This window comes from Streptomyces jeddahensis (assembly GCF_001642995.1).
GTDB lineage: Bacteria > Actinomycetota > Actinomycetes > Streptomycetales > Streptomycetaceae > Streptomyces > Streptomyces jeddahensis.
In genome coordinates this window covers 37,054-59,821 of the sequence record NZ_LOHS01000156.1, presented here as the reverse complement: position 1 = coordinate 59,821, position 22,768 = coordinate 37,054, and the positions used below count along the sequence as shown (strand labels likewise).

The following is a 22,768-nucleotide window of genomic DNA, read 5'->3' as shown; positions in this document are numbered from 1 at the left end:
GAACAGCTGCTGTGGCCTGTGGCGGGGTCTGCCTCTGTGGCCCTTGATGTGCGGAGCTCCTCTAAGAGCGGCACGGCAGCCGACGCAGCAGAACCCGACAACGCCTCCGGCCGACAGGTCAGACGATCTTCGCCGTGGACACCGGCCGGCGACCAGCCCGAGCATCCCGAACCCCGCGCACACCAGACCCGCGACCTGCAACTTCACGATGGACAGTGCTCAGTCGGCCGGCAGGTAGACCCGCTGCGGGATGGTGTCGTACACGCTCTCGTCAAGGGCGTCGATCGACCCGTCCGCGACGGCGTTCACGAGGCCGCCGAGGCCGGTCTCGATCTGCTGGGTGAGCATGCCGTTGCGCTTCATGCCGTCGTACTGGGTCTGGGAGGAGGTCTCGAACAGGACGGCAGCGGAGCCGCGCAGCTGGTAGGAACCCAGCGCGGTACCCGGCAGGTTGGTGTCCTGCGGGTACAGGGTCAGGTCACCGAAGCCGGACTCGCCCCGCCCCTGCAGGGCCTGGTAGACGGCCACATTCGCCCGTTTTGATGCATTCATGTCAAATTTAGGCCAGTCACCGAACTCGGCGGGGTTGTCGATGAACTTCGCCGATATCGACAGGGGAGACATGTTCTCCAGGTCGTCGGTGGCGTAGCAGGACCACTGGTTGTGGAGGTCCACGAAGTAGTCGACGGTGCCGAACTCCTCCTCGAGCGCCTTGTAGACGTCCCGGGAGGTCTGCGCCTCGGGGGCGATGTACCAACCGGTGTCCGCGCTGGTGCCGGGGAAGTCCTCCGGGGCGGGGACGTAGTCCAGGTCGGGGTTGAAGTCGCGGTTGACGTCGAAGCCGCCGACGCGCGTGTTGTAGTTCCACGCCGGGGCCACGCCCTCGAGCTGCGGGAAGTCGGCGACGACGTCGTCCCACGTCATCGCGTTCTGCCGCTGGTCGAGCTCGCCGCCGTCGACGTTCAGACGGGGGATGACGACCACGGTGACGTTCTCGCGCAGCTCGCGCGCGGCCGGGCTGTCGGAGCCCCACCGCTTGAGCAGTTCGAGGGCGGCCTCGGTGCCGTGCATCTCGTTGCCGTGGATCTGCGTCTGCACGAACACGATCTTGTCGCCCTCGCCGACGCGCGCGATGTGGATCTCGCGGCCCTGGTTGGAGTACCCGGCGACGTCGACGTCGACGGTGCCGCCGGTGCTGGTCTCCAACTGCTGCAGTGCAGACGTCAGTTGATCGTGGTTCACGAACCCGTTGCTGCCGGAGCCCGAGGCTTCGGTGCCGCAGTGGGACTCGGGCGGGATCGCGGCCGCGCTGGTGGCGGTCGCGGTGACGGCCGCGGTACCGAGTCCGGCGGTCAGAACCGTACTCGCCAGCGCGGAGATCCATCTGCGTGCAGACAATTCACTACTCCTCAGGTGTCGCTCAGAACTTCCCAGGGGTGGCGCCTGCGTCACCCTAGATGCCCGAGGAGCACCTGTGAACAGCGCTGTTGCAGAACCGCATACCGCCCTCACCACGGAGTCCGGCGCTCTCGCCGGTCCGCACACGGGCAGTTCACCGGGTCCCGCTCCATGAGTAACACGCCTGTCACACCGTGCCGTTGACGCGCGTTGATGATGATCATAGGCTCGCGCGCCATGGGCCTCAGCCCGCGCCCGCGGTCCAGCTGCTGCCCCTGCTACTCCAGCGCTCCGCGTGCGCGCGGCCGCCCGTCGTCACCCTCGGCGGCGGCAGGCGGACGGCCCCTGCTCGATCGGCACCACCGGCACCGGCACCACCGGCACCACCCCGAACCGACCCCTTCGGAGGAGCATGTGAGAGCACGCCGCCCGGCCGCCCGGGCCACCTCAGTCCTCGTCACCACCTTCGCGTTGACGGCCACGCTCGCCGGCTCCGTCGCCGCGGCGCCCGCCGCGGAGTCCGAACCCGCCGCCACAGCGCAGGAGCGGACAGGGGCGGTGGTCGCCACCGCGACCGACCCCGTCACGCACGAGGAGAACGACCGCGTCCCCGAGGGCTCGGTCTGGACGCAGCACTACTTCCCGTCCTCGGACGACTCCGGCACCGAACTCCACGCCGACGTCCTGCTGCCTGTGGGACTGGGCGAGGGCGAGCGCGTACCCGTCATCCTGTCGGTCGGCCCCTACTTCGGGCACGCGGGGCAGACCGGTCCCGAGGGCTGGACGCACACCGGCCCCTCGGCCCGCTTCCAGGACTTCATCGAGGGCACCGACCTGTTCGACCAGGGCTACGCCTTCGTCATGGTGGACCTGCGCGGTTTCGGCGGCTCCACCGGCTGCCTCGACTGGGCAGGGCCCGGCGAGCAGGCCGACGTCAAGGCCGCGATCGACTGGGCCGCGAGCCGTCGGTGGTCGACCGGCGCGGTGGGCATGTACGGCAAGTCGTACGACGCGGTCACGGGCCTCATCGGCAACAACCTGGACCAGGACGCGCTCAAGGCCGTCGTCGCCCAGGAGCCCGTCTGGGACATGTACCAGTACATCTACTCCAACGGCGTGCCCCGCCCGAACGTCACCGGCACCGCCAACGCGTACAACAGCATCGCCACGTTCGACCAGCTGCCGGACGACGACCCGCACCACCTGGCCAACGCCGCCTACGAGGACGCCCACCCGGAGTGCCTCACCGAGAACTCGGCCGGGTACCGGATAGCCGACCAGTGGGACGAGCACTGGACCCCCCGCGACCTGGCGAAGATGGCCGAGGGATCCGACACCCCGCTGTTCGTCACCCAGGGCTTCATCGAGAACAACACCAAGCCCGAGGAGATGGAGGAGTACCTCGACAACCACACCGGCCCCGAGCGGGGATGGCTCGGCCAGTGGGACCACGTGCGCGGCGGCGACCGCGTCAGCGACGGGCGCCTGGCCATGGGCCGCGAGGGCTGGTACGAGGAGACCCTCTCCTTCTACGACCAGTACCTCAAGGGCGTCGAACCGAAGGTCGACTACCCGGCCTACTCCATGGAGGACAACACCGGCGCCTGGCGTGCCCAGGACACCTGGCCGGCCGGGGAGCGTTCCGTCACCCTCCCGCTCGGCGGGGGCCGTTACGTGGACGACGGGGGCGCCTCCGCCCGCGCGGCCCTGACCGCCTCCGGCGAGCCGGCCCCGAAGGCTGCCGCGCAGCCGTCCGGAGAGTGGGACATGGAGAACGCGCCCGCGACCGAGCAGCGCGCCCCGAAGGGCCTGGCCAAGGGCATTGCGAAGCAGCAGGCTTCCGGTGAGGTCACGTCGAGCTTCTTCGTCTGGTCGCAGCCGGTCGAGCATGCCGTGCGCATCACCGGGACTCCGCAGGTCTCCCTGACCGCCCAGGGTGAGGGCAATGTCATGCTCAAGCTGTACGACGTCGCCCCCGACGGCACCGCCGTCATGTTCGACGAGCAGGTCTCCCTGCTGGACTCGGGCCGGCTGACCGTCGACCTCAAGTCGACCGACTGGACCCTGGCGGCCGGGCACGTCCTGGCCGTGGAGATCGGCTCCATCCAGACCGGCTCGTGGCGCGACACGCCGTCCGGCGAGACGATCGAGGTCAAGGGCGCCCAGCTCCGTCTGGCCCTGGACGACCCGGCGGACGACGTCCCCACCGCCGGTGCCCGTTCGCCGTTCCTGGACACCTACCTGCGCCAGTACACGGTGAACCTGCCGGCCGGCCCCCCGACGTTCACGGTGATCCCCGGCGGCCACATCTGACCCCCTAGGGCCGGTGCCGGCCACCGGGCTTCCGGGCACACCCCCGACGCCGGCCGGTGCCGGCCCATCCCACCTACCCGCGCGGACCGGACCAGGCCCGCGCCTGTCAGGTGCACGATCGGACATACGACGAGACAAGGACACGAATTGCGCAGCATCGCCAGATCCGCTTGTACCGCCGCCCTCGCCGGGGCGCTTCTGCTGACCGGCACCGTGTTCAGCGGTAACGCCGCGGCCGTCGGCGAAGGCCCCGACTATCAGGGCAACGAGAAGATCAGGACGTCGATCCTGTCGACCTACGACGAGGTCGTGGACTTCCTCAAGACCCAGGACGCCCGGCAGGACGCCATGGAGCTCGAGGTCATCGGCCAGACCGTCAAGGGCCGCGACATCCACCTCGCCAAGTACGTGAGCGATCCCGGGAACCCGACGATCCTGTACCTGGCACAGCAGCACGGCAACGAGCAGCTGACCACCGAGGCGATGCTGCACACCATCAAGTCGCTCGGCTCGCCGTCCAAGGCGTCGCTCCTCGAGGACGTCAACGTCCTGTTCATCCCCATGTTCAACGCCGACGGCGCCATGGGCGACGTCAACTTCCCCCTCGACGACTACCTCGCCGCCGGTGAGCGTCACCTGACCCGCTACAACGCCAACGAGGTCGACCTCAACCGCGACCACGTCGCCAAGGCCGAGCCCGAGACGCGGGCGCTGCACGAGAACGTGCTGAGCGTGTACGACATCGACTACGCGATCGACCTGCACCACCAGGGCACCCAGTCCCGCGTGAACGGGGACCTGGTGTCCGGCTCCATCCTGTACCCGACGACCCCGGACGTCTCGCCCGAACTCGTAGAGAGGTCCAAGCAGTTGGGCGCCGTCGTCTACCAGAACGTCGACCGTACGGGATGGGGCCACATCGGCCGGTACGACGGCGGTTCGGCGAACACGATCGGCCGCAACGGCATGGCCGCCGAGTACGGGATCGCCACGCTCCTCTTCGAGATGCGGGGCATGAGCGACCACGAGTACGCGCCCTATGTGCTCGGCCAGAAGTCCAACGGGTACCTGATCCACCAGTCCGTCGTCACGATGGAGGCCACGATCGCAGCCGTCGCCGACGGATCGGTCAGCAAGGCCGACACCTCCTTCTGGGACACCCTGCCCCAGCAGTGCGACACCTGCTGATTCCGGCATCTCACTGAGCCCCGGCTCGCCGTCCTGCACAGGGCGGCGACCCGGGGTTTCGCACATCCCCCGAAACGCACAAGCAGCCAGAAGTTTCAGAAATATTGACGCGTGCTCATATCACTTCTACCTTCTGATCGCTTCACCGAACCTCTCCCGGCCTTCCCAGTGCACCTCCCACATACCGGTCCCCACCTTGCTTTTGATGGGGCCGTTGTACACCTCGCTCCAACTGATCCGCCGCCATGCGAGGTAGCGCGCCAGCGCAAGTGCGGCGAGGCTCGCACCCACCGCGTTCACCGGCCGCATCACGCGACGCCCGCCTCGACGTCTTCCCGTACGCGGCGGGCCGGCGCGGGTCGGGAGAGACCCGAGCCGGCCCGCCGTACCGGTCTGTCAGCGCACCTTGCGTACCGGCAGGATCGCCAGCGCGCCGCAGAGGCACACCAGTGAGGCCGTGATCAGCAGGATCGCGTAGTTGTGGCCGCCGCCGAGAGAGATGAGCAGCGCTCCGAGTGCGGGAGCGAAGATCTGCGGGGCCGACATCGCGATGTTGAAGATGCCAAGGTCCTTGGAGGGGTTCTCCGGGTCCGGCAGCACGTCGATGACGAGCGCGAGGTCGACGCCGAGGTAGGTGCCGAAGCCCAGGCCCAGGACGATCTCCGCGCAGTAGAACATGGCGACGGTGTCGGACTGGCTGAGGATCAGCATGCCCACACCGAACAACACGGCGGCGATGGCGATGAACGGCTTGCGGCGCCCGAAGCGGTCCGAGAGCCAGCCCGCGGTCTGTGAGGAGGCCATCACCACCAGCCCATAGATGAGGACGCCGGTGGCGAGGGTCTCGGTCGCCTCGGCGGCGGTGAGCCGCATCTCGTGCTGGAGGTAGATGAGACGGAAGGTGGTGAACATCCAGTTGGCGAGCGTCAGCAGGAAGCGGGAGAGCCAGGCCCAAGCGAAGTCCGGATACTGCTTGGGGCTGACCCAGTAGGTGCGCAGGACCGCCTTGACCCCCTCCGGCGATGGCTTCTCCTCCAGCGGCTTGTCCGGCAGGACCAGGATGTAGCCGATCACCAGGAGGATGCCGATGGCGCTGGGAACGAGGAAGAGCAGCAGCATCTGATCGGTGAAGTACTTGGCTATCCAGGTGCCCGTGGTGGGGGCCAGGTTCTGCATGATGCCGAGCATTCCGCTGATCTTGCCGCGCTTGTATTCGGGGACGTTGTCGGCGACGGTCGCGACGAAGGCGGCGAGCGCCGCATTGGCGGACGCGGAGGCGATGACGAAGCCGACGGTGATGACGGCGACGTTGCTCGCCGTCGCAATGATCACCAGTCCGAGAAGCAGGCCCAGCATGCCGAGGGCGAGCCAAGGCCTGCGCCGGCCGAAGCGGCTGGTGGTGCGGTCGCTGAGGCGCCCGAAGAACGGGTTCGCCAGCATCGCGGCGACCGAGCCCGTCGTGGTGACGATGCCGAGCGCTGTGACCTGGTCGTCCTCGGGGACGATCGACTGCACCTTGAGTTGCAGGCTGACCAGGATGGGCGTCAAAAGAGCCAGGAATATGCCGAGCTGGCCTGCTGCCATACCGACCACCAGTCGGGGCCGGGGGTCGGGAATGGCCTGAGCGGTGGCGGCGGACGTGCCGGGCGGGGGCGCGGCGGTGTCGCTGCGGAGGGTTTCGGGGGTGGTCACGGTGAGGGCTACTTCCTTGTAGGCGGGCATGGCGTATGAAGACACGTGGAGGCACGTGGGAGTGGGGAGAAGCGCCAGGGTCGTCGGTGTGACGCGACGCGAGCAGCGCCCTGCGCGCGGCGGCTGAGGCGCGGGGCTCGACCGCCGCGGGCTGCGGCATGGCATCTCGTGGCGGCGGGCAGGCACGGGCCCCGTACGGCCACGTAGGAGCTGTGAGAAAGCTCCGAAGGGCCTCTTACGAGTGGGTGAGGTGGCGGTCTGCACCCACCCGGCGCTGCGGTCCGGTGAGTTCGATGTCAGCGCTCAGCCGGATGTCGCCGCTGGAGGATCCGAGCATGAGGCGGATGGTGCCGGGTTCGACAATGCGCTGTCCGTCGCCCGAGGCGCCCTTGGTGTACGAGGTCTGGTCGGCGTGCACCCTGAAGGTCACCCGGGTCTGCGCGCCGGGTTCGAGGTCGACGACGTCGAAGGCCACCAACTGCTGGGTGGGGCGGGCGACCTGGGCGACCGGGTCGTCGTAGTACAGCTGGACGATTTCCCGGCCTGCGCGCTCCCCCGTGTTGCGCACGAGGCAGGAGACCTCGATGAACCCGTCGGTGGGCACGCGCCCTTCATCGGCGACGTGCAGGTCCTCGTAGCCGAAAGAGGTGTACGAGATACCGTGCCCGAAGGGGTACAGGGGCGTGTTGTCGAGGACGCTGATGCCTTCGCTGTAGCGGCCGAGAGGCGGGTTGAGGTACGTGCCCGGATTGCTCCCGGGGGTGGCCGGGATCTGTACGGGCAGCTTGCCGCTCGGGCTGACCCGGCCCGACAGGACGCGGGCCAGTGCGGGGCCGCCCTCTTCGCCGGGCATGAACGCCTGCACGACGGCGGCACAGCGCTCGGCGAGACCGCCGAGCGCGTAGGGCCGGCCGGAGACGACGAGCAGGACGACCGGGGTGCCGGTGGCGAGCACTTCCTCGACCAGATCCACTTGTACGCCCGGCAGTTTCAGGTCGGGTGCGTCGCAGCCCTCCCCCGAGGTGCCGTTGCCGAACATCCCGGAGCGGTCGCCGACGACGACCAGAGCCAGATCGGCCGAGGCAGCGGCACGGACAGCGGCGGGCAGGCCGGAGCGGTCGTTGCCGCTGACCGTGCAGCCCTGCTCGTAGGTGAAGGTGATGTCCGGCAGTTCGGCGGTGAGCGCCTCGCGCAGGCTGGGCAGGGCCAGTCCCGCCGGATGGCCGGGGTACTTGGGCAGGACGTGATTGGGGAAGGAATAGCAGCCCAGGAAGGTGCCGGAGTCGTCGGCGCCCGGGCCGATCAGGGCGATGGCGGGGGTGCGGGCGCCGTCCAGGGGCAGGGCGGCGCCCTCGTTGGCGAGCAGGACGACGGAGCGTTCGGCGATGGTGCGAGCGAGCGTACGGTTGGCCGGTGGGTCCAGGTCGACGGGGGTGCCGACGCCGGCGTCCGCCTCCGGGGTGTAGTCGGCGTCCAGAAGGCCGAGTTGGAGCTTCTGGTGCAGGACGCGTTCGACGGCTCGGTCCAGGAGCTCGGGGGCGACCTGCCGTTCGTCGAGCTGCTGGGCGAGGGGGTCACCGTAGCAGCGGGTGTTGGGCAGTTCGATGTCCATGCCTGCGGTCAGGGCGAGGCGGGCCGCGTCGGCCTCGGTGGCGGCGACGCGGTGCATGGTGCGCAGGAATGCGATCGACCCGTAGTCGGAGACGACCGTGCCGGTGAATCCCCACTGGTCGCGCAGCACGCCCGTCAGGAGGGACTGGTCTGCGCAGGCAGGGACACCGTCCTGGTCGGTGTAGGTGTTCATCACCGAGCCTACGGCGCCCTCTCTGACAGCCATCTCGAAGGGCGGCAGGATCACATCGGCCATCTCGCGGGCCCCGATGGAGACGGGCGCGTGGTTGCGGGCGCCCCGCGATGCGGCGTGCCCGGCGAAGTGCTTGAGCGTGGCGACGACACCCTGGGACTGCACGCCGCGCACATACGCCGTGCCGATGAGCCCGGTCAGATACGGGTCCTCGCCGAGGGTCTCCTCGACGCGGCCCCAGCGGTAGTCGCGTACGACGTCCAGGACCGGGGCGAGTCCCTGGTGGACGCCCACTGACGCCATGTCGCGGCCGATCGCGGCACCCATCTCCTCGACCAGTCCGGTGTCGAAGGTGGCAGCCCAGGCCAAGGGGGTGGGGTAGACGGTTGCGCCGAAGGCGGCGAAGCCGGTGAGGCACTCCTCGTGGGCGATGGCGGGGATGCCCAGGCGGGTGCCGTCGATGAGGAGCCGCTGCAGGCGGACGAGCTCGGCGCGGCCTTCCTCGGCAGTGAGAGGGCGGGTGCCGTAGGGGCGGGTGAGGTGGCCTATGCCGTGGGCGAGGGCCGCGGACTCGCCCGAGCGGGCGGCGAGGGCCTCCTCGATCGGCGCGACCCGGGCGTCGCCGTTGCCGACGTTGGCCTTCGCCCAGTAGCTGCCCAGCTGGGCGAGCTTCTCGGCCCGTGTCATCTCGGCCATGAGGGCCTTGACCCGCTCGTCAGCATCGAGCGAAGTGTCGTTCCAGGGGTTCATGGGGCTCCTGCTCCCGCCTGCAAACCTGTGGCGCCACGTGGGACTCGGGCTCCGCCGACAGATAAGTTCACGTCGTTGACAAAAAGATGCATGAAGCATGCATAAGAGGAAAGAGCCAGGTCAAGAGGTTCTGCGCACCGTCTTCAGCGATCTGGAGGGCTCGTTCCGGGCATGCCGAGTGGGGCGGCCGCGCCCCTTGCCGTGACCCCTCTCGGGGTCGTGGGCAGCCGCTTCGGATTTTATATATGATCTATGATCTCGGGATCCGTCAGTATTCCGCTCGCTGTTGCGGCCGCGCCCGGTGAGATCTGGGCCATCACCTCCGGCCGTCCCTACTTCGACGATGCGAGCCTGCAGCCGCCTGGAAGGCCTGCGTGGCACGTGAGATGAGCCACGTTGACAGGCTCCCCGATCATAGATCATATAGAAAATAGAGAAAGGGAGCCGATGATGACTCACACCGCAGAGACCTGGCCGATCGCCGCCGCCCTCCTGCAGTTTCCGAACACCGGACCTGATGGTGTCTCCACCCAGGACCAGACGGCGGAACAGTGGGCGAGACCCTGCAGGAGGTCGTGGACGCCGGGTTCACCGAGGTGGACCTGACCGACGGTTGGCTGCGTCCCGGCGACCTCGCCCCGACCCGCCTCGAGGAACTGCGCGCCACGCTCGCGAAGGTCGGCCTGACCGCCCCCGCCATCTCGGCGATCCGCCGCAGCGTCATCGACCCCGTCGACGGCGACGACAACCTCGCCTACTCGCACCGCACCATCGACGCGGCCGCCGCGCTCGGCGTGCCGCTCGTCTCCGTCGGCCTGCACCGGCCCCTCACACCCGAGCAGCAGTCCGTGCTCTGGTTCTGGACGGTGCCGGGGCCGAAGGACCCGGTCGGGGACAAGGAGATGTGGCACAAGGCCGTGACCCGGCTGCGCGAACTCGCCGACCACGCCGCCTCGGTGGGTGTGGAGCTGTCGCTGGAGATGTACGAGGACACCTACCTCGGCACCGCGGACTCGGCCGTCGCCCTGCTCGCCGACATCGACCGGGACAACGTCGGCCTCAACCCGGACCTGGGCAACCTCATCCGTATGCAGCGCTCCATCGAGTCATGGGAGTCGATGGTCACCAAGACGCTGCCGCACGCCAACTACTGGCACGTGAAGAACTACTACCGCGTCGAGGACCCCGCCAAGGGCATCATCCTGACGTCCCCGGCCCCCATGGAGTCCGGGTTCGTCAGCTACCGCCAGGCCGTGAAGATCGCCCTTGCGTACGGCTTCAACGGCGCTTTCTGCGTGGAGCACTACGGCGGCGACGGCCTCAGTGTGTCCGCCGCGAACCGCGAGTACCTGCGGCGCATCCTGCCCGAGCGCCCCTCGGCCTGAGCCCGGCCTGGCCCCGACCCCGGCCTGACCGTCCTGTCGCCGGTGCGCCCGGTACGTCCGGCACTTCCGGCGCGTCCGGCACGTAGCCGCCCGTACCGGCGACAGGCCTCGGCCTGCCTGCCTTGTCCCGCCCGAGGCGCACCGACGCCGTCTCCGCCCCTCCCCACAAGGAAGTACGTCATGACCAGGCTGTTCGCCGACCCCTCCCGATTCAGCGAGGACCAGCTACGCGGATTCGCCGCCGCCTACTCGGAGCACGTCACCCGTGTGCCCGGCGGCGTCGTACGCACCAGGCCGCTGCGGCCGGGACAGGTCGCCGTCGTCGTCGGCGGGGGCTCGGGGCACTATCCGGCGTTCAGTGGGCTCGTGGGCAGCGGACTCGCCGCCGGCGCGGTCGTCGGCAACATCTTCACCTCGCCCTCCAGCCGGCAGGCGGAGTCGGTGGCGCGGGCCGCGGACGCGGGTGGCGGAGTCCTCTACTGCTTCGGCAACTATGCGGGCGACCGCATGAACTTCGGCATGGCGCAGGCCCGGCTTCGCGACGCGGGCATAGACACCCGTACGGTCCTGGTCACCGACGACGTGGCCAGCGCCCCCGCCGAGCGGAGCGGCGAACGGCGCGGCATCGCGGGCGACTTCACGGTCTTCAAGGTGGCCGGTGCGGCGGCCGAAGAGGGCCTCGGTCTGGACGCCGTCGAGGCCGCGGCCCGGCACGCGAACGCCGCCACGTACTCCTTCGGCATCGCCTTCGCCGGCTGCACCATGCCCGGCGCCGACGCCCCGCTGTTCACCGTGCCCGACGGCAAGATGGCCATCGGCCTCGGCATCCACGGCGAACCGGGCGTCGAGGACGCCGACATGGCCGACGCCCCGGCCATCGCCCGCATCCTGGTGGACCGTCTGCTCGCCGAGCGCCCGGCGACGGCCGGCACACGCGTCGCCGCGATCCTCAACGGGCTCGGCGCCACGAAGTACGAGGAGCTGTTCCTGCTGTGGGGCCATGTCGCGGAGGCGCTCGCCGCCGCCGGGCTCACCGTCGTACGGCCCGAGGTCGGCGAACTCGTCACCAGCCTCGACATGGCCGCCTGTTCGCTGACCCTGATGTGGCTCGACGAGGACCTGGAGCGCTGGTGGTGCGCGCCCGCCGACGCCCCCGGCTTCCGGCGCCTGCCGCTGCCCGAGGCCCCGGCCCAGCCACGCGCGCTGCCCGAGGCGGTGCTCGAGGCGCAGGTCGCCGCGGGGGACGAGTCCTCGCGCGGCGCCGCGGCCACGGTCCTCGCCGCCCTGCGCGCCCTGCAGGCCGCTCTGCACGACGCAGCCGCGGAGCTCGGCCGGATCGACGCGGTCGCCGGCGACGGCGATCACGGGCGCGGCATGACCAAGGGCGTCGACGCCGCCGTGCGCGCAGCCGAGAGGGCAGGCTCCCGGGGAGCGGGCGCCCGTTCCCTGCTCAGCGCCGCCGCCGACGCCTGGGCCGACGAGGCCGGCGGCACCTCCGGGGTGCTGTGGGGCGTGGGCCTGCGCGCCCTCGCCCAGGAACTCGGCGACACCGGGCCCGTCGACGGGGTGCGCGTGGCGGCCGGCGCCCGCGCCGCCCTCGACGCCGTCACCTCCCTCGGCGGTGCCAAGCCGGGCGACAAGACCCTCGTGGACGCCCTCGCGCCGCTCGTCGACGCCTTCACCGCAGGCGTCGGGCGCCGAGAGGACCCGGTGGCCGCCTTCGAGCTGGCCTCCGCCGAGGCGAGCGCCGCGGCCGAGTCGACCGCCGCGCTCACCCCGCGCCTGGGCCGTGCCCGGCCACTGGCCGAACGCAGTGTCGGCACGCCCGACGCCGGTGCCCTCTCGCTGGCCCTGTGCGCACGCACCGTCGCCGGGCTGTTCGCGAAGTAGCGGCTCCACGACGAAGCAGCGGCCCGGTGAACGCCGCACTCCCACACCCCGATCCCGCACCCCGGGACCAAGAACAGGAACAGGAACCGACGATGGGTCACTCCGACCAGAACGCCCCTGCCCCGCTGCGCATCGTCATCGGCAGCGACGACGCCGGTTACGCGTACAAGGAAGCCCTCAAGGCCGATCTGGAGGCCGACCCGCGCGTCGCCTCCGTCAAGGATGTCGGGGTCGGCGAGGACGAGCACACCGCCTACCCGCACATCGGCGTCGCGGCAGCGCGGCTCGTGGCCGAGGGCAGCGCGGACCGCGCGCTGCTGTTCTGCGGCACCGGCCTCGGCGTCGCCATCAGCGCCAACAAGGTGCGCGGCGTCCGCGCCGTGACCGCCCACGACAGCTTCTCCGTCGAGCGCGCCGTGCTCAGCAACAACGCTCAGGTGCTCACCATGGGCCAGCGCGTGATCGGTCTCGAACTGGCCCGCCGTCTGGTCGGCGAGTGGCTCGGCTACCGCTTCGACGCCTCGTCACCCTCCGGCGAGAAGGTTCAGGCCCTCGACGCCTACGACACCGGCGCCGCCGAAGAGGCCGACGAGGTGACGTCCGGCTGCTGAGGGCCGAGCCCGTGCGCTCGCCGGCCCGGCCTCGCCCGCAGGGCCGCAGGGCTCAGGGCTCAGGGCCGACTTGTCCGCCGACGCGCCTACGACACGCGCCTCCGACGCCTCTTACAACGACGTAAGGAACACCCCCCAAGCATGTCCCCGATCGCATCGCCACTGGCCACCACGCCACTGGCCGCCGCGCCCTGGACCGGGCACGACACACTGCTCATAGTCATGGTGGCCGTCGCCATCGCCGTGATCATCTCCCTCATCGCGCTCTTCGACTTCCATCCCTTCATCGCCCTGATCGGCGGGGCCCTCGTCCTGGGCGTCGGCTCGGGCACCGAACTGGCCAAGGTCGTCGAGTCGTTCAGCAGCGGCATGGGAGCGACCCTCGGCTCCACCGGCGCGCTGATCGCCCTCGGCGCGATCCTCGGCAAACTCCTCGCCGACTCCGGTGGCGTCGACCGCATCGTCGAGTCCATCGGCTCACGCTCAGGGCCCCGCCTGCTGCCCTGGTCCATGGCGCTGATCGCCGCGATCATCGGCCTGCCGATGTTCTTCGAGGTCGGCCTCGTGCTGCTGATCCCGATCATCGTGGTCATGGCCAAGCGCACCCGCACCCCGCTGGTCCTGCTGGCCGTCCCGGCCCTGGCCGGACTCGGCACCCTGCATGCGTTCGTGCCGCCGCACCCCGGGCCGCTCGTCGCGGTCAGCGCGCTGAAGGCCGACATCGGGATCACGCTCGGGCTCGGCATCATCGCGGCGATCCCCACAGTGATCATCGCGGGCCCGCTGTACGCGAGGTTCATCTCCCGTCACGTGCGCACCGAGGCCCCCGCCGAGCTGGTGGAGTCGCTGATGACCGCTTCCGAGGGGGCGAAGGGTTCGGGAGCCCGCACGCCCGGCTTCGGGGTCTCCGTCGGCGCGATCGGGCTGCCGGTCGTCCTGATGCTCGCCAAGTCGATCGCCGACATCGCCTTCCCGGGCGACGCCTGGTACAACCACGTGCTGGACTTCCTGGGCACACCACTCGTGGCGATGTTCATCGCCGTGCTCGTCGCCATGACCGTCTTCGGCTGGGGCCTCGGCCGCAGCCGGGCCGAGGTCCGCACCATTGTCACCGCGGGCCTGCCCGCCGTCGCCGGCATCCTCCTGATCGTCGGCGCGGGCGGCGGCTTCAAGCAGCTGATCGTGGACACCGGCGTCGCGGACGCCATCGGCAAGGCCGCGGCCGAGGCGCACATGCCGATCCTGGTACTCGGCTGGCTGCTCGCCGTCCTGATCCGCCTGGCCACCGGCTCGGCCACCGTGGCCACCACCGCCGCCGCGGGCATCATGGCGCCCATGGTGGCGGGCACCCCGCCGGTGGAGGCCTCCCTCATCGCACTGGCCATCGGCGCCGGCTCGCTGTTCTTCTCGCACGTCAACGACGCCGGGTTCTGGCTGTCGAAGGAGTACTTCGGCATGAGCGTCGCCCAGAACATCAAGACCTGGTCCGTGCTCTCGACGATCGTCGCAGTGATGGGCCTCGTGATGTCCCTCCTCATGTACGCCGTCTTCGTCTGACGCCCTGTAGCCGTCCTCGTCTGCCGCCCTGTACGCCGTCCTCGTCTGACGCCGTCGCCCTTCGTCTGGACGCCGTCGCCGCGACCCCGCCCCCAGGGCCGCCGCCGTTCCGCGCCAGACGTACCGAGAAACTGTTCCCACGGCCGGCCCCACCCGGCCGCAGCACACGGAAGAAGCACTTCATGTCCACTGATGACACCACCACCGCCCCCGTCACCGCGGTCCTCGGCCTCGGCGCCATGGGCCTGCCCATGGCGACCCGCCTGGCCGGCGCCTTTCCGGCCCGCGCCTTCGACGTCTTCGAGGAGCGCCGCACCCTCGCCGCCGCGGCCGGTGCCACCCCCGCCGCGACGCCCGCCGAGGCAGCGGACGGTGCCGACGTCGTCGTCATCGCCGTACGCGATCAGGATCAGCTGGAGTCCTGCCTGTTCGGCGGCGGCCCCGTCGAGAAGGGCGCCGCGGGCGTGCTGCGCGAGGGCGCGGTCGTCGTCGTCACCTCCACCGTGGGCGTCGATGGCGTCCAGGCCGTGGCCACGCGACTCGCGGAGCGGGGCGTGCGCCTGGTCGACGCCCCCGTCAGCGGCGGCGCCGTGCGGGCTGGCACCGGCGACCTGCTGATCATGGTCGGCGCCGACGACACCGCCCTCGAGGCCGCCCGGCCCATCCTGGACCGGCTCGCCTCGACCCTGCACATCGTCGGTCCGCGGACCGGTGACGGCCAGATCATGAAGACCGTCAACCAGCTGCTGTGCGGCATCCACACCGCGGCCGCCGCGGAGTCCCTCGCACTGGCCCGCGCGCTGGGCATCGACCTGGACCGCGCGGTCGACGTCCTCGGCCAGGGCGCCGCCGCGTCGTTCATGCTCGCCGACCGCGGACCGCGCATGGTCCAGCAGTACCAGGCCGCGGAGGACGGCACCGGCGGCCCCGAGCTGCGGTCCCGGCTCGATATCATCCGTAAGGACATGAACATCGTGGTGTCCCTCGCCAAGAAGGCGGGCGTGGCCACCTCGGTCGCCGCCGCGGCCGATCAGCTCTACCAGCTCGCCATGAGCCAGGGCCTGGGCGCGCAGGACGACTCGGCGCTCGTTACGCTGCTGTCGCCGCGCACCGCGGGCTGAGACGGCGCCGGGGGTCCACAGGCCAGAACCGGCCTCTCCCCCGGCTACGCTGAGGCCCGGCACACGGGGCGTCGGCGGGGACGACAGGGCCCGTGCAGCACGGGCCGTATCAGAAAGAGGCGACGATGGGAGCAGTCGGCAGGCAGGTGCGCCCGGCCGGGCTCGGCAGGACCGTCCTGATGGACGAGGCGTACGAGGCCCTGCTGGCCCTCATCCTCGACGAGGGCCTGGAGCCGGGTACACCTCTGCGCATCGACACCATCGCGAAGGACTGGGGAGTCTCGCCGACGCCGCTGCGGGAGGCGCTGGCCAAGCTGGAGAACACCGGCCTCGTCCAGCGCGTACCGCACCGTGGCTACACGGTGGCGCCGCTTCTCGACGACAGCGGGTTCCGTGAACTGATGGCGGCCCGGCTGCTCATCGAGCCGTACAGCGCACGCCAGGCATGCGAGCGGGACGCGGCCGGCACGGCACGGGTCCTGGCCGAGCGCCACCGGGAGATGATGGCGGCGGCGGCCCAGCGGGAGGCGGACGACTTCCGCGCCTACCTGCAGGCCGACTCCGCCTTCCACGCCGCCATCGCCCAGGCCGCGGGCAACCGTTTCCTCGCCGCGGCCATCGATCCGCTGGGAGCCCACGTCCAGCGGTTCCGCCGCTTCACCGGCGGCCGCATCACCGACACCGAGGAGGCGCTCGCCGAACACGCCGCGGTGCTGCGGGCGTTCGAGGCGAGGGACGCGGCGGCCTGTGAAGCGGCGATGCGCACGCATCTGGAAGGCGTGGCCCACCGGGCGTTCGGCCACTGACGTGTCTCGGCACGTCGGGGTTGTGCTCTATGGTCTGGAGCCGGTCGATCATGGCGGTGGCGAGTGCGCGTGCGTCGACCGACTGGCCGAAGTTCTCTGAAATCAGGGGCCGTTGGGGAAAGAATAGGAGTGTGCTGGATTCAGAGGACCACGCGACAGTCGAGCTGCGAGGGGCGGACGCACAACTCACGGCGATGATCGAGGCTCTACGCGCACGGGGCTTCAGCCTGGTGCGCAGGAACGTCTACCGGGACGAGAGCGGCGACGGGACCGGTGACATGGGGTGGTTGTGGCTACGTGCCGATCCGCCTTTGTACCCGGAGGAGCCGCACGACTGCGTCGTTCGTTACAGCGAAGCCGACGACAACTGGCAGATCTCGTTGCCAGGAGGACGCGGCCGACAGGTCTCCGGAAGCGGCGATACCTCCGCAGTTGCCGTGCTGATCGCCGCTGAAATTCCTCGGCCTCCGGAGCTTTCCGCCCGGAGCGGGGCCATCGAGGTCCCGGCCGTACGCGACGTGACCGAGTGGGTGGCAATGATCCTGGGCAGTGCCGCCACTTCGGTGGTCCTTCCCTTCGTGCAGGCCCTTGTGGGGAAGTCCGCCGAGGAGGCCTACACCAGTTTGCGCGACCGATTGCGGCGACGCTCCCCAAGCGGAAGCGGTGAACCAACTTCCGTGGCCGATCCCTCGACGCCCGCCGCCTCCGAGTACCTCAGCGTGATTGATCCCGAGTCGGATCTGCACCTCGTGGTGCCGGACCCCATCCCCGCGAAGGCCCTGCGCCACCTGGCCGCCATGGATCAGACCGAACTCCACGGCCGCACGCTCGTCTGGGACGAAAGCCGAGAGGAGTGGCTTCGATGCCGGAGGGCCTGACCCCGGGAAGCCCCGGTGCAAACCCGGTACTCCGCCGGATCTCGACCTACTCCACCAGCCGGGACCCCCATGTCCTGCTGGAGATCGAGGCAGAGCAGGAGGCCGCTGGTTGTCTGGAAGCCGCCGTACGCGGCGTGCTCCGGAACATGCAGCTGGACGTGCAGCCGCATCTGCGTCTCCTCGAACAGGTCGGCTGGCTGTTCTGGCTGCGCACCGCGGCGGACTCGCAGCACAACCCGCGGCACGACCGGGACCTGCGGCTGATGCTCACGCTGTTCGCCCCGCTGCGGGACGCCGAGCCGGAGTCCGTCCCGGGAACCGTACGCCGCGTCATTCCGCCCGCTCCCCAGCCGGGTGCACCCCAAGTCCGGGGCTGGGGCGACTTCGCGGGCTTCCTCCTGCAGGAAGCCGGACCGCATGACCGGACGGCCCAGCTCGCTGCTGCCGCAGTGCTGCAACTCGGCATGGTCATGGCCGAGATCGACGCAGAACGCGCCCGAGCTACCAGTAACTTGGTGCACGTCCTGACCCTGCTGCATGAGCACCACGCCGTTCCGGACACCATGACAGCCGCAGTCAGCCTGGCCCGGCGACTGTTCTCGGAATCCTCCGACGGAACCCCCGAGCAGGCCCAGTACCTGGCGCGGCTGTGCGACGCTCTGCGCGTGGCCTACGAGACCCGGCACACCCCGGATGCGCTGGCCGAACTCATCGGCTTGACCCGCAAGGCTCTGGAGAGCCTGCCGGGCAACCATCCGGATCGGCCCGACCACATCACCAACCTCGCCGGCCTGCTGCACCTCCGGTACCAGGAAACAAGCGACACCGAGTCCCTGCGCGAAGCGGTAGCCCTGAGCAGATCCCTGATCGCAGCACTGCCGCCAGGGCATCCGGCTGTCAGCCGAGAACTCAACAACCTCGCCTTCCATCTCGAGACGCTGTCCGAGCTCGACGGCGGGCTCACCGATACCGCGGCGCTGAACGAGATCATCGACCTCGGCCGCACCGCACTCGCCCCGACGAGGGGCCCAGAACCCCCACTGGAACTGCGCATCGCTCTGACGGCCAACCTCAGCCGCTGGCTGAGGCTGCGCGCCCAGCTCACCCCATCCGAGGACAAGGCGGCCGGCGACACCGACGAGGCTCTGCGACTCGCCCGACAGGCATACGACAGTTCCGCCGGCCATCCGACCGGAGTCGTACTGGAGGCACTCGCTACCGCCCTGTCCGACCTCTACGCCCGCTCTGGGGACCGCGAGGCCCTCGACGAGGCGGTGACCATCCTGCGGAAGGCCGTCAACACGGCAGACACCCCGTTCCGGCAGGCAATGCGGCGCTTCATGCTCGGCGCCAGGCTCAACAACCGGTACCTGGATCTCGGCGACCCTGCGGACGCACGCGAAGCGGCACAGATGTTGCGCGAAGTGGCCGGCTCCTCCGCTGCCTCGGTCCGCCACCGTCTGGAAGGCGCGTGGAACGCAGGCAAGCTGGCACTCGCCCTCGACGCCCCTGCCACTGCTGCCGAGGACCTGACTCTCGCTGTCCGTCTCCTCCCGGAGCTCATCGCACAGCAGTGGCAGGACGCCGACCGGGCACGCCGCCTCTCAGCCTTCGCGCCGCTCCCGACGGTGTCCGCTGCGTGCCTGATATCCACGGGCCGTCCCGAACGGGCACTGGAGCTCTTGGAACAGGGGCGCGGGCTGATCCATGGAGAGTCAGCAGCCATCGCGGTGGACTTGGAACGGCTGCGTGCCCAGTCTCCCGACCTGGCGACCGCACTTGAAAACCTGCCGGGCGAATGGCAGGCCGCACCGGACGCCGACCGAAGGCATCAACTGGCCGAGAAGCGGCAACGGCTGATAAGCGAGATCCGGCGGGTACCAGGATTCGAAGAGTTCCTCCAGCCGCCGCGCCTCGAAGAGATCCTCGCAGCGTGCAAGGCAGGCCCGGTGGTGGTGCCCATCGCCGGCCCGGACGGCGACCGCTCCCACGCACTGATCGTGACGGAGAACGGTGTCCGTTGTCTCCCTCTGCCCCGGCTCACCAAAGACACCGTCAGAGCACTCGGCACCAGCATCCTGACCGGATCGGAACTCGCACTGGACACCGACCGCTCCCCAAGCGAGCGGGTTCTCGCCGAACATGAACTGCGGTCCGGCCTGGCACTTCTCTGGGACGCCGTAGTCGGCCCCGTCCTCAATGCCGTACGAGACCTCCCTCGCAGCGGCGCGGACGACCCAGCCGGCCCACCTCGACTGTGGTGGTGTCCCACCGGTTTCCTCGCCTACTTCCCCCTGCACATGGCAGAGCACCCCGAGGAAGGCTCCGCCTTCGACCTGGTGACGTCCTCCTACACCCCTACGGTTCACGCACTCGGCCGGTCGCGCCCGTGGCGGGCGAGCGCCGGGAACCGGCCGCTGGTGGTCGCAGTACCGCACGCTCCAGGAGTTCCCGATCTCCCAGGTGCCGACGAGGAAGCCGCCGTGCTCGTCGGCATGCTGCCAGGCACCCGCCTCCTCCGCGGACAGGCCGCTACGCGCAAGCGCCTGATGGCGGAACTCCAGAACCACGACATCATCCACATCGCCAGCCATGCCGGTTACGACGCCGACCGCCAGTACGAAGGCCACCTCGTCCTGCACGACGGCAGGCTGCACGTCAGCGACATCGCGACCGCCCGCGCCGGACAGGGAGGTCTGGCCTTTCTGTCCGCCTGCGGTACTGCCCGCAGCCGCCTCGATGTCCCCGACGAGTCGCTGAACCTGCTGTCTGCCTTCCAACTGGCCGGCTACAGCCACCTGGTGGGAAGTCTCTGGCCCGTGACGGACCAGGCCAGCGTCCGCTTGGCGGAAGCCTTCTACCAGTATCTGACCACTCACCAGAGCACTGGTGCCGCTCACGCGCTCCACCACGCGGTATCTCAGCTCCGAGCCCGCCATCCCGACCGCCCCTCCCTCTGGGCGTCCCACGTACATATCGGCCCATGAACCACGCCGCCGGCTCGTGGTGAACGAACAGGTGCTTTCCGTCCGCTGGGATTCGAGGAAGTTCGTCCCGCTGTCATGAGCTAAAGCGAACGCAGCCGCATCAAGATCCGCGTCCGGGCGGCCAGTCCTCGCAAGCGCAGTTGGATGCCGGAGGCCCGCATGGCATCGCGACGCGACATGACCGCCGACTCCGGCTCCATGGTGGACCGAGCGTCGCGAGAACTATCGTCATCGAGCGTGTACACGACGACAGGTCGCAGCTCCAGGCTGTTGGTCACGTGGTTGGTCACGCCACAGCCCTGGAAAGCGAGAAACCCCTGATCAACAGGGGTTTCAGTTGGTGTCCGAGGGGGGACTTGAACCCCCACGCCCGATAAAGGGCACTAGCACCTCAAGCTAGCGCGTCTGCCATTCCGCCACCCGGACTAGGTGTCTGTCGTTCGCGTGGTGTTCCCCGCGGCGACATGGACAACAATACCAAGGTTTCGGAGTGCCCTTCACCTGCGTATCGATGCAGTGAGCTCGCGATTCACCCATCGCTCGGATCCCGCCTCGGGCTCTCACAGTGAGTGATGTGACGGTTACGAACGCCGTCTGGAGTGGGGCCTTCCACACCGTGACGGCATTACGCCGTCACGGCACAACGTGATCAGCTCGGGACGTCTCAGGCCGTCACGGCATCAGGTGGTACTCGGGGAAGTTCCCCGGCAGCCTCTCCTCCCCCGGTCCCCCCGTCACCGCCCGCACCAGCAGCTCGCCGCCCACGAAGGCGCCCCGCCAGGACGCGCCGAAGCCGCCGAACAGCTCCTCGCGGTCACCGCGCGAGCGCGGCTTGCCCTGGCCGATCTTGAAGGCGCGGATCTGCGGGGCCAGCCGCTCGTATGTCGCCGGGTCGTCGGTCGACAGGGTGGCGACCAGCGCACCGTTCGACGCATTCATCGCCGCCAGCAGCTCGGCCTCGGTGTCGACCAGGACGATGGTGTCGACCGGGCCGAAGGGCTCCGCGTGGTGCAGCGGAGAGGACGGCGGCGGGCCGAGCAGGGTCACCGGCGGGACGTACGCGGAGGTGTCCTGGCCGGGGAGGAAGCGCCCGTCCGCGAGCGAGCCCCGATGCAGCGGCACCGCTCCCCGGTCGATGGCCTCGGTGACCTGGTCGGTCAGTTCCTTCGCCTTCGCGGCGTTGATCAGCGGCCCGAAGTCCAGCTCGGGGAACGGGTCACCGGGCTGCTCCACCGCGAGCGGGTGGCCGATGCGAATCGTGCGGACGGCCGGCAGGTACGCGGCGAGGAACTCGTCGAACAGGCTCCGCTGCACGACGAAGCGCGGGTACGCCGTACAGCGCTGCTTGCCGTAGTCGAAGAGCTTCGGGATGACGGCCGACAGCTTGTCCCAGTCGCTGTAGTTCCAGATGCCCCAGGTATTGAGTCCTTCCTGTTCAAGGATGTGCCGCTTGCCGAGGTCGGCGACGGCTGTGGCCACCGCGGCGCCGGTGTCGCGGCCGCCGACGAAGGAGACGCAGCCGATCTCCGGTGCGCGCACCAGCGCTTCGGAGAGCTCGCCTCCGCTGCCGCTCACGAGGGTGACGGGAATCCCTTCGCGGGCGGCGAGCGCGCAGGCCAGGGTGAGGCAGGAGACGCCGCCGTCGGTCGGGGTCTTGGCGATGACCGCGTTGCCCGCCAGTGCCTGTACCAGCATTGCGTGAACGAGCACGGACATCGGGTAGTTCCAGCTCGCGATGTTGGAGACCGGGCCGTCCAGCGGGGCCCGGCCTTGGAGCATCGGTTCGATGCCGTCGACGTACCAGCGGACGCCGTCGATCGCACGGTCGACGTCGGCCTGCGCGAGCCGCCACGGCTTGCCGATCTCCCAGACGAGGAGCAGGGCGAGCAGTTCGCGGTGCCGGGTGAGGGCGTCGAGGGTGGCGGCGACACGGGCGCGCCGCTCGTCGAGCGCGATGTGCCGCCAGGCACGGTGCTGGTCGAGCGAAGCCCGCACGGCCTGCCCCGCCGTCGCCGCGTCGAGGCGCGGCGGGCCCGCGATAGGGCTCCCGTCGACGGGGCTGGTGGCGGGCAGCGGCCGGCCGTCCGCCTGCCAGGCGGCGCCCCAGAGGTTGAGGACACGGTCGTCCCGGAAGGCCTCAGGGGCGACGGCCAGGCAACGCTGCCAGGCGTCGTCCCAGGACGTTCGGGACTTGAGGGTGAGGGTGTCGGGGGTGAGGGTGGGTGCCATTCGGTTTCTCCGCTCACGGTGCACAGTCGGGGCGGTGGCATGGCTCATACGGGCGTCTCCTGCGGAGCCACGTACGTATCGGTGACGGTGGTGACGTGACATGGACCCTGGCAGGGGCCATGCCTCAACTATGAGTGACGTCACGCTCACTTTCCGGTT

At 69.9% G+C, this 22,768-nt stretch carries 14 protein-coding genes and 1 tRNA gene; 10 read left to right on the top strand and 5 right to left on the bottom strand.

The features are described from left to right. Positions 1-219 precede the first annotated feature (219 nt). Positions 220-1,398 carry a M14 family zinc carboxypeptidase gene (locus STSP_RS31495; protein ID WP_067284421.1) on the bottom strand — a complete coding sequence of 393 codons (1,179 nt, stop codon included), beginning with the start codon at positions 1,396-1,398 and terminating at the stop codon, positions 220-222. Positions 1,399-1,812: 414 nt separating this feature from the next. Between STSP_RS31495 and STSP_RS31490 the strand changes: the two genes are divergently transcribed. Next, positions 1,813-3,711: a CocE/NonD family hydrolase gene (locus STSP_RS31490; RefSeq protein ID WP_067284420.1), complete on the top strand. Its 1,899-nt coding sequence runs from the start codon at positions 1,813-1,815 to the stop codon at positions 3,709-3,711. A gap of 147 nt (positions 3,712-3,858) precedes the next feature. Next, complete coding sequence (locus STSP_RS31485) at positions 3,859-4,899, top strand: M14 family zinc carboxypeptidase (protein ID WP_078067654.1); 1,041 nt, start codon at positions 3,859-3,861, stop codon at positions 4,897-4,899. A gap of 396 nt (positions 4,900-5,295) precedes the next feature. On the opposite strand, the gene STSP_RS31475 is transcribed toward STSP_RS31485, so the two are convergent. Further along, positions 5,296-6,591: an MFS transporter gene (locus STSP_RS31475; protein WP_157902947.1), complete on the bottom strand. Its 1,296-nt coding sequence runs from the start codon at positions 6,589-6,591 to the stop codon at positions 5,296-5,298. 235 nt (positions 6,592-6,826) lie between these two features. Beyond that, the gene (locus STSP_RS31470) at positions 6,827-9,145 is read right to left on the bottom strand and encodes a glycoside hydrolase family 3 protein (protein WP_067284417.1); all 2,319 of its coding nucleotides are present in this window, start codon (positions 9,143-9,145) and stop codon (positions 6,827-6,829) included. Between the two features lie 551 nt (positions 9,146-9,696). Between STSP_RS31470 and STSP_RS31465 the strand changes: the two genes are divergently transcribed. The 8 genes from STSP_RS31465 (at position 9,697) to STSP_RS31430 (ending at position 20,380) form a co-directional block, all read left to right on the top strand. Then, positions 9,697-10,530: a sugar phosphate isomerase/epimerase family protein gene (locus tag STSP_RS31465; RefSeq protein WP_067284416.1), complete on the top strand. Its 834-nt coding sequence runs from the start codon at positions 9,697-9,699 to the stop codon at positions 10,528-10,530. Between the two features lie 180 nt (positions 10,531-10,710). Beyond that, positions 10,711-12,420: a dihydroxyacetone kinase family protein gene (locus STSP_RS31460; protein WP_067284415.1), complete on the top strand. Its 1,710-nt coding sequence runs from the start codon at positions 10,711-10,713 to the stop codon at positions 12,418-12,420. Positions 12,421-12,512: 92 nt separating this feature from the next. Further along, a complete protein-coding gene (locus STSP_RS31455; protein ID WP_067284414.1) occupies positions 12,513-13,031 on the top strand; it encodes a ribose-5-phosphate isomerase in 519 nt (172 codons plus the stop codon). Positions 13,032-13,172: 141 nt separating this feature from the next. After that, the gene (locus tag STSP_RS31450; RefSeq protein WP_067284413.1) at positions 13,173-14,588 is read left to right on the top strand and encodes a GntT/GntP/DsdX family permease; all 1,416 of its coding nucleotides are present in this window, start codon (positions 13,173-13,175) and stop codon (positions 14,586-14,588) included. A gap of 182 nt (positions 14,589-14,770) precedes the next feature. Beyond that, positions 14,771-15,709 carry an NAD(P)-dependent oxidoreductase gene (locus tag STSP_RS31445; RefSeq protein ID WP_067284412.1) on the top strand — a complete coding sequence of 313 codons (939 nt, stop codon included), beginning with the start codon at positions 14,771-14,773 and terminating at the stop codon, positions 15,707-15,709. 125 nt (positions 15,710-15,834) lie between these two features. Continuing rightward, positions 15,835-16,515, top strand: coding sequence for a GntR family transcriptional regulator (locus tag STSP_RS31440; protein WP_067284411.1), 681 nt, complete (start codon positions 15,835-15,837; stop codon positions 16,513-16,515). Between the two features lie 131 nt (positions 16,516-16,646). Next, positions 16,647-17,393 (top strand): hypothetical protein, encoded by a 747-nt coding sequence (locus STSP_RS31435; protein ID WP_067284410.1) that lies wholly within the window; start codon positions 16,647-16,649, stop codon positions 17,391-17,393. Further along, positions 17,378-20,380, top strand: coding sequence for a CHAT domain-containing protein (locus tag STSP_RS31430; RefSeq protein ID WP_067284409.1), 3,003 nt, complete (start codon positions 17,378-17,380; stop codon positions 20,378-20,380). Before STSP_RS31435 ends, STSP_RS31430 begins: the two co-directional genes overlap by 16 nt. Positions 20,381-20,718: 338 nt before the next feature. Here the strand turns inward: STSP_RS31430 and STSP_RS31420 are convergent. Both STSP_RS31420 and STSP_RS31415 read right to left on the bottom strand, forming a co-directional pair. Beyond that, positions 20,719-20,806, bottom strand: a tRNA-Leu gene (locus STSP_RS31420). A gap of 246 nt (positions 20,807-21,052) precedes the next feature. Continuing rightward, positions 21,053-22,609 carry an aldehyde dehydrogenase family protein gene (locus tag STSP_RS31415; protein WP_067284407.1) on the bottom strand — a complete coding sequence of 519 codons (1,557 nt, stop codon included), beginning with the start codon at positions 22,607-22,609 and terminating at the stop codon, positions 21,053-21,055. Positions 22,610-22,768 lie beyond the last annotated feature (159 nt).

Bases quoted from the DNA above. Each gene is read 5' to 3' on its own strand.
- STSP_RS31415 (WP_067284407.1), bottom strand. From the start codon at position 22,609: ATGGCACCCACCCTCACCCCCGACACCCTCACCCTCAAGTCCCGAACG.
- STSP_RS31470 (WP_067284417.1), bottom strand. From the start codon at position 9,145: ATGAACCCCTGGAACGACACTTCGCTCGATGCTGACGAGCGGGTCAAG.
- STSP_RS31430 (WP_067284409.1), top strand. From the start codon at position 17,378: ATGCCGGAGGGCCTGACCCCGGGAAGCCCCGGTGCAAACCCGGTACTC.
- STSP_RS31440 (WP_067284411.1), top strand. From the start codon at position 15,835: ATGGGAGCAGTCGGCAGGCAGGTGCGCCCGGCCGGGCTCGGCAGGACC.
- STSP_RS31445 (WP_067284412.1), top strand. From the start codon at position 14,771: ATGTCCACTGATGACACCACCACCGCCCCCGTCACCGCGGTCCTCGGC.
- STSP_RS31460 (WP_067284415.1), top strand. From the start codon at position 10,711: ATGACCAGGCTGTTCGCCGACCCCTCCCGATTCAGCGAGGACCAGCTA.
- STSP_RS31450 (WP_067284413.1), top strand. From the start codon at position 13,173: ATGTCCCCGATCGCATCGCCACTGGCCACCACGCCACTGGCCGCCGCG.
- STSP_RS31455 (WP_067284414.1), top strand. From the start codon at position 12,513: ATGGGTCACTCCGACCAGAACGCCCCTGCCCCGCTGCGCATCGTCATC.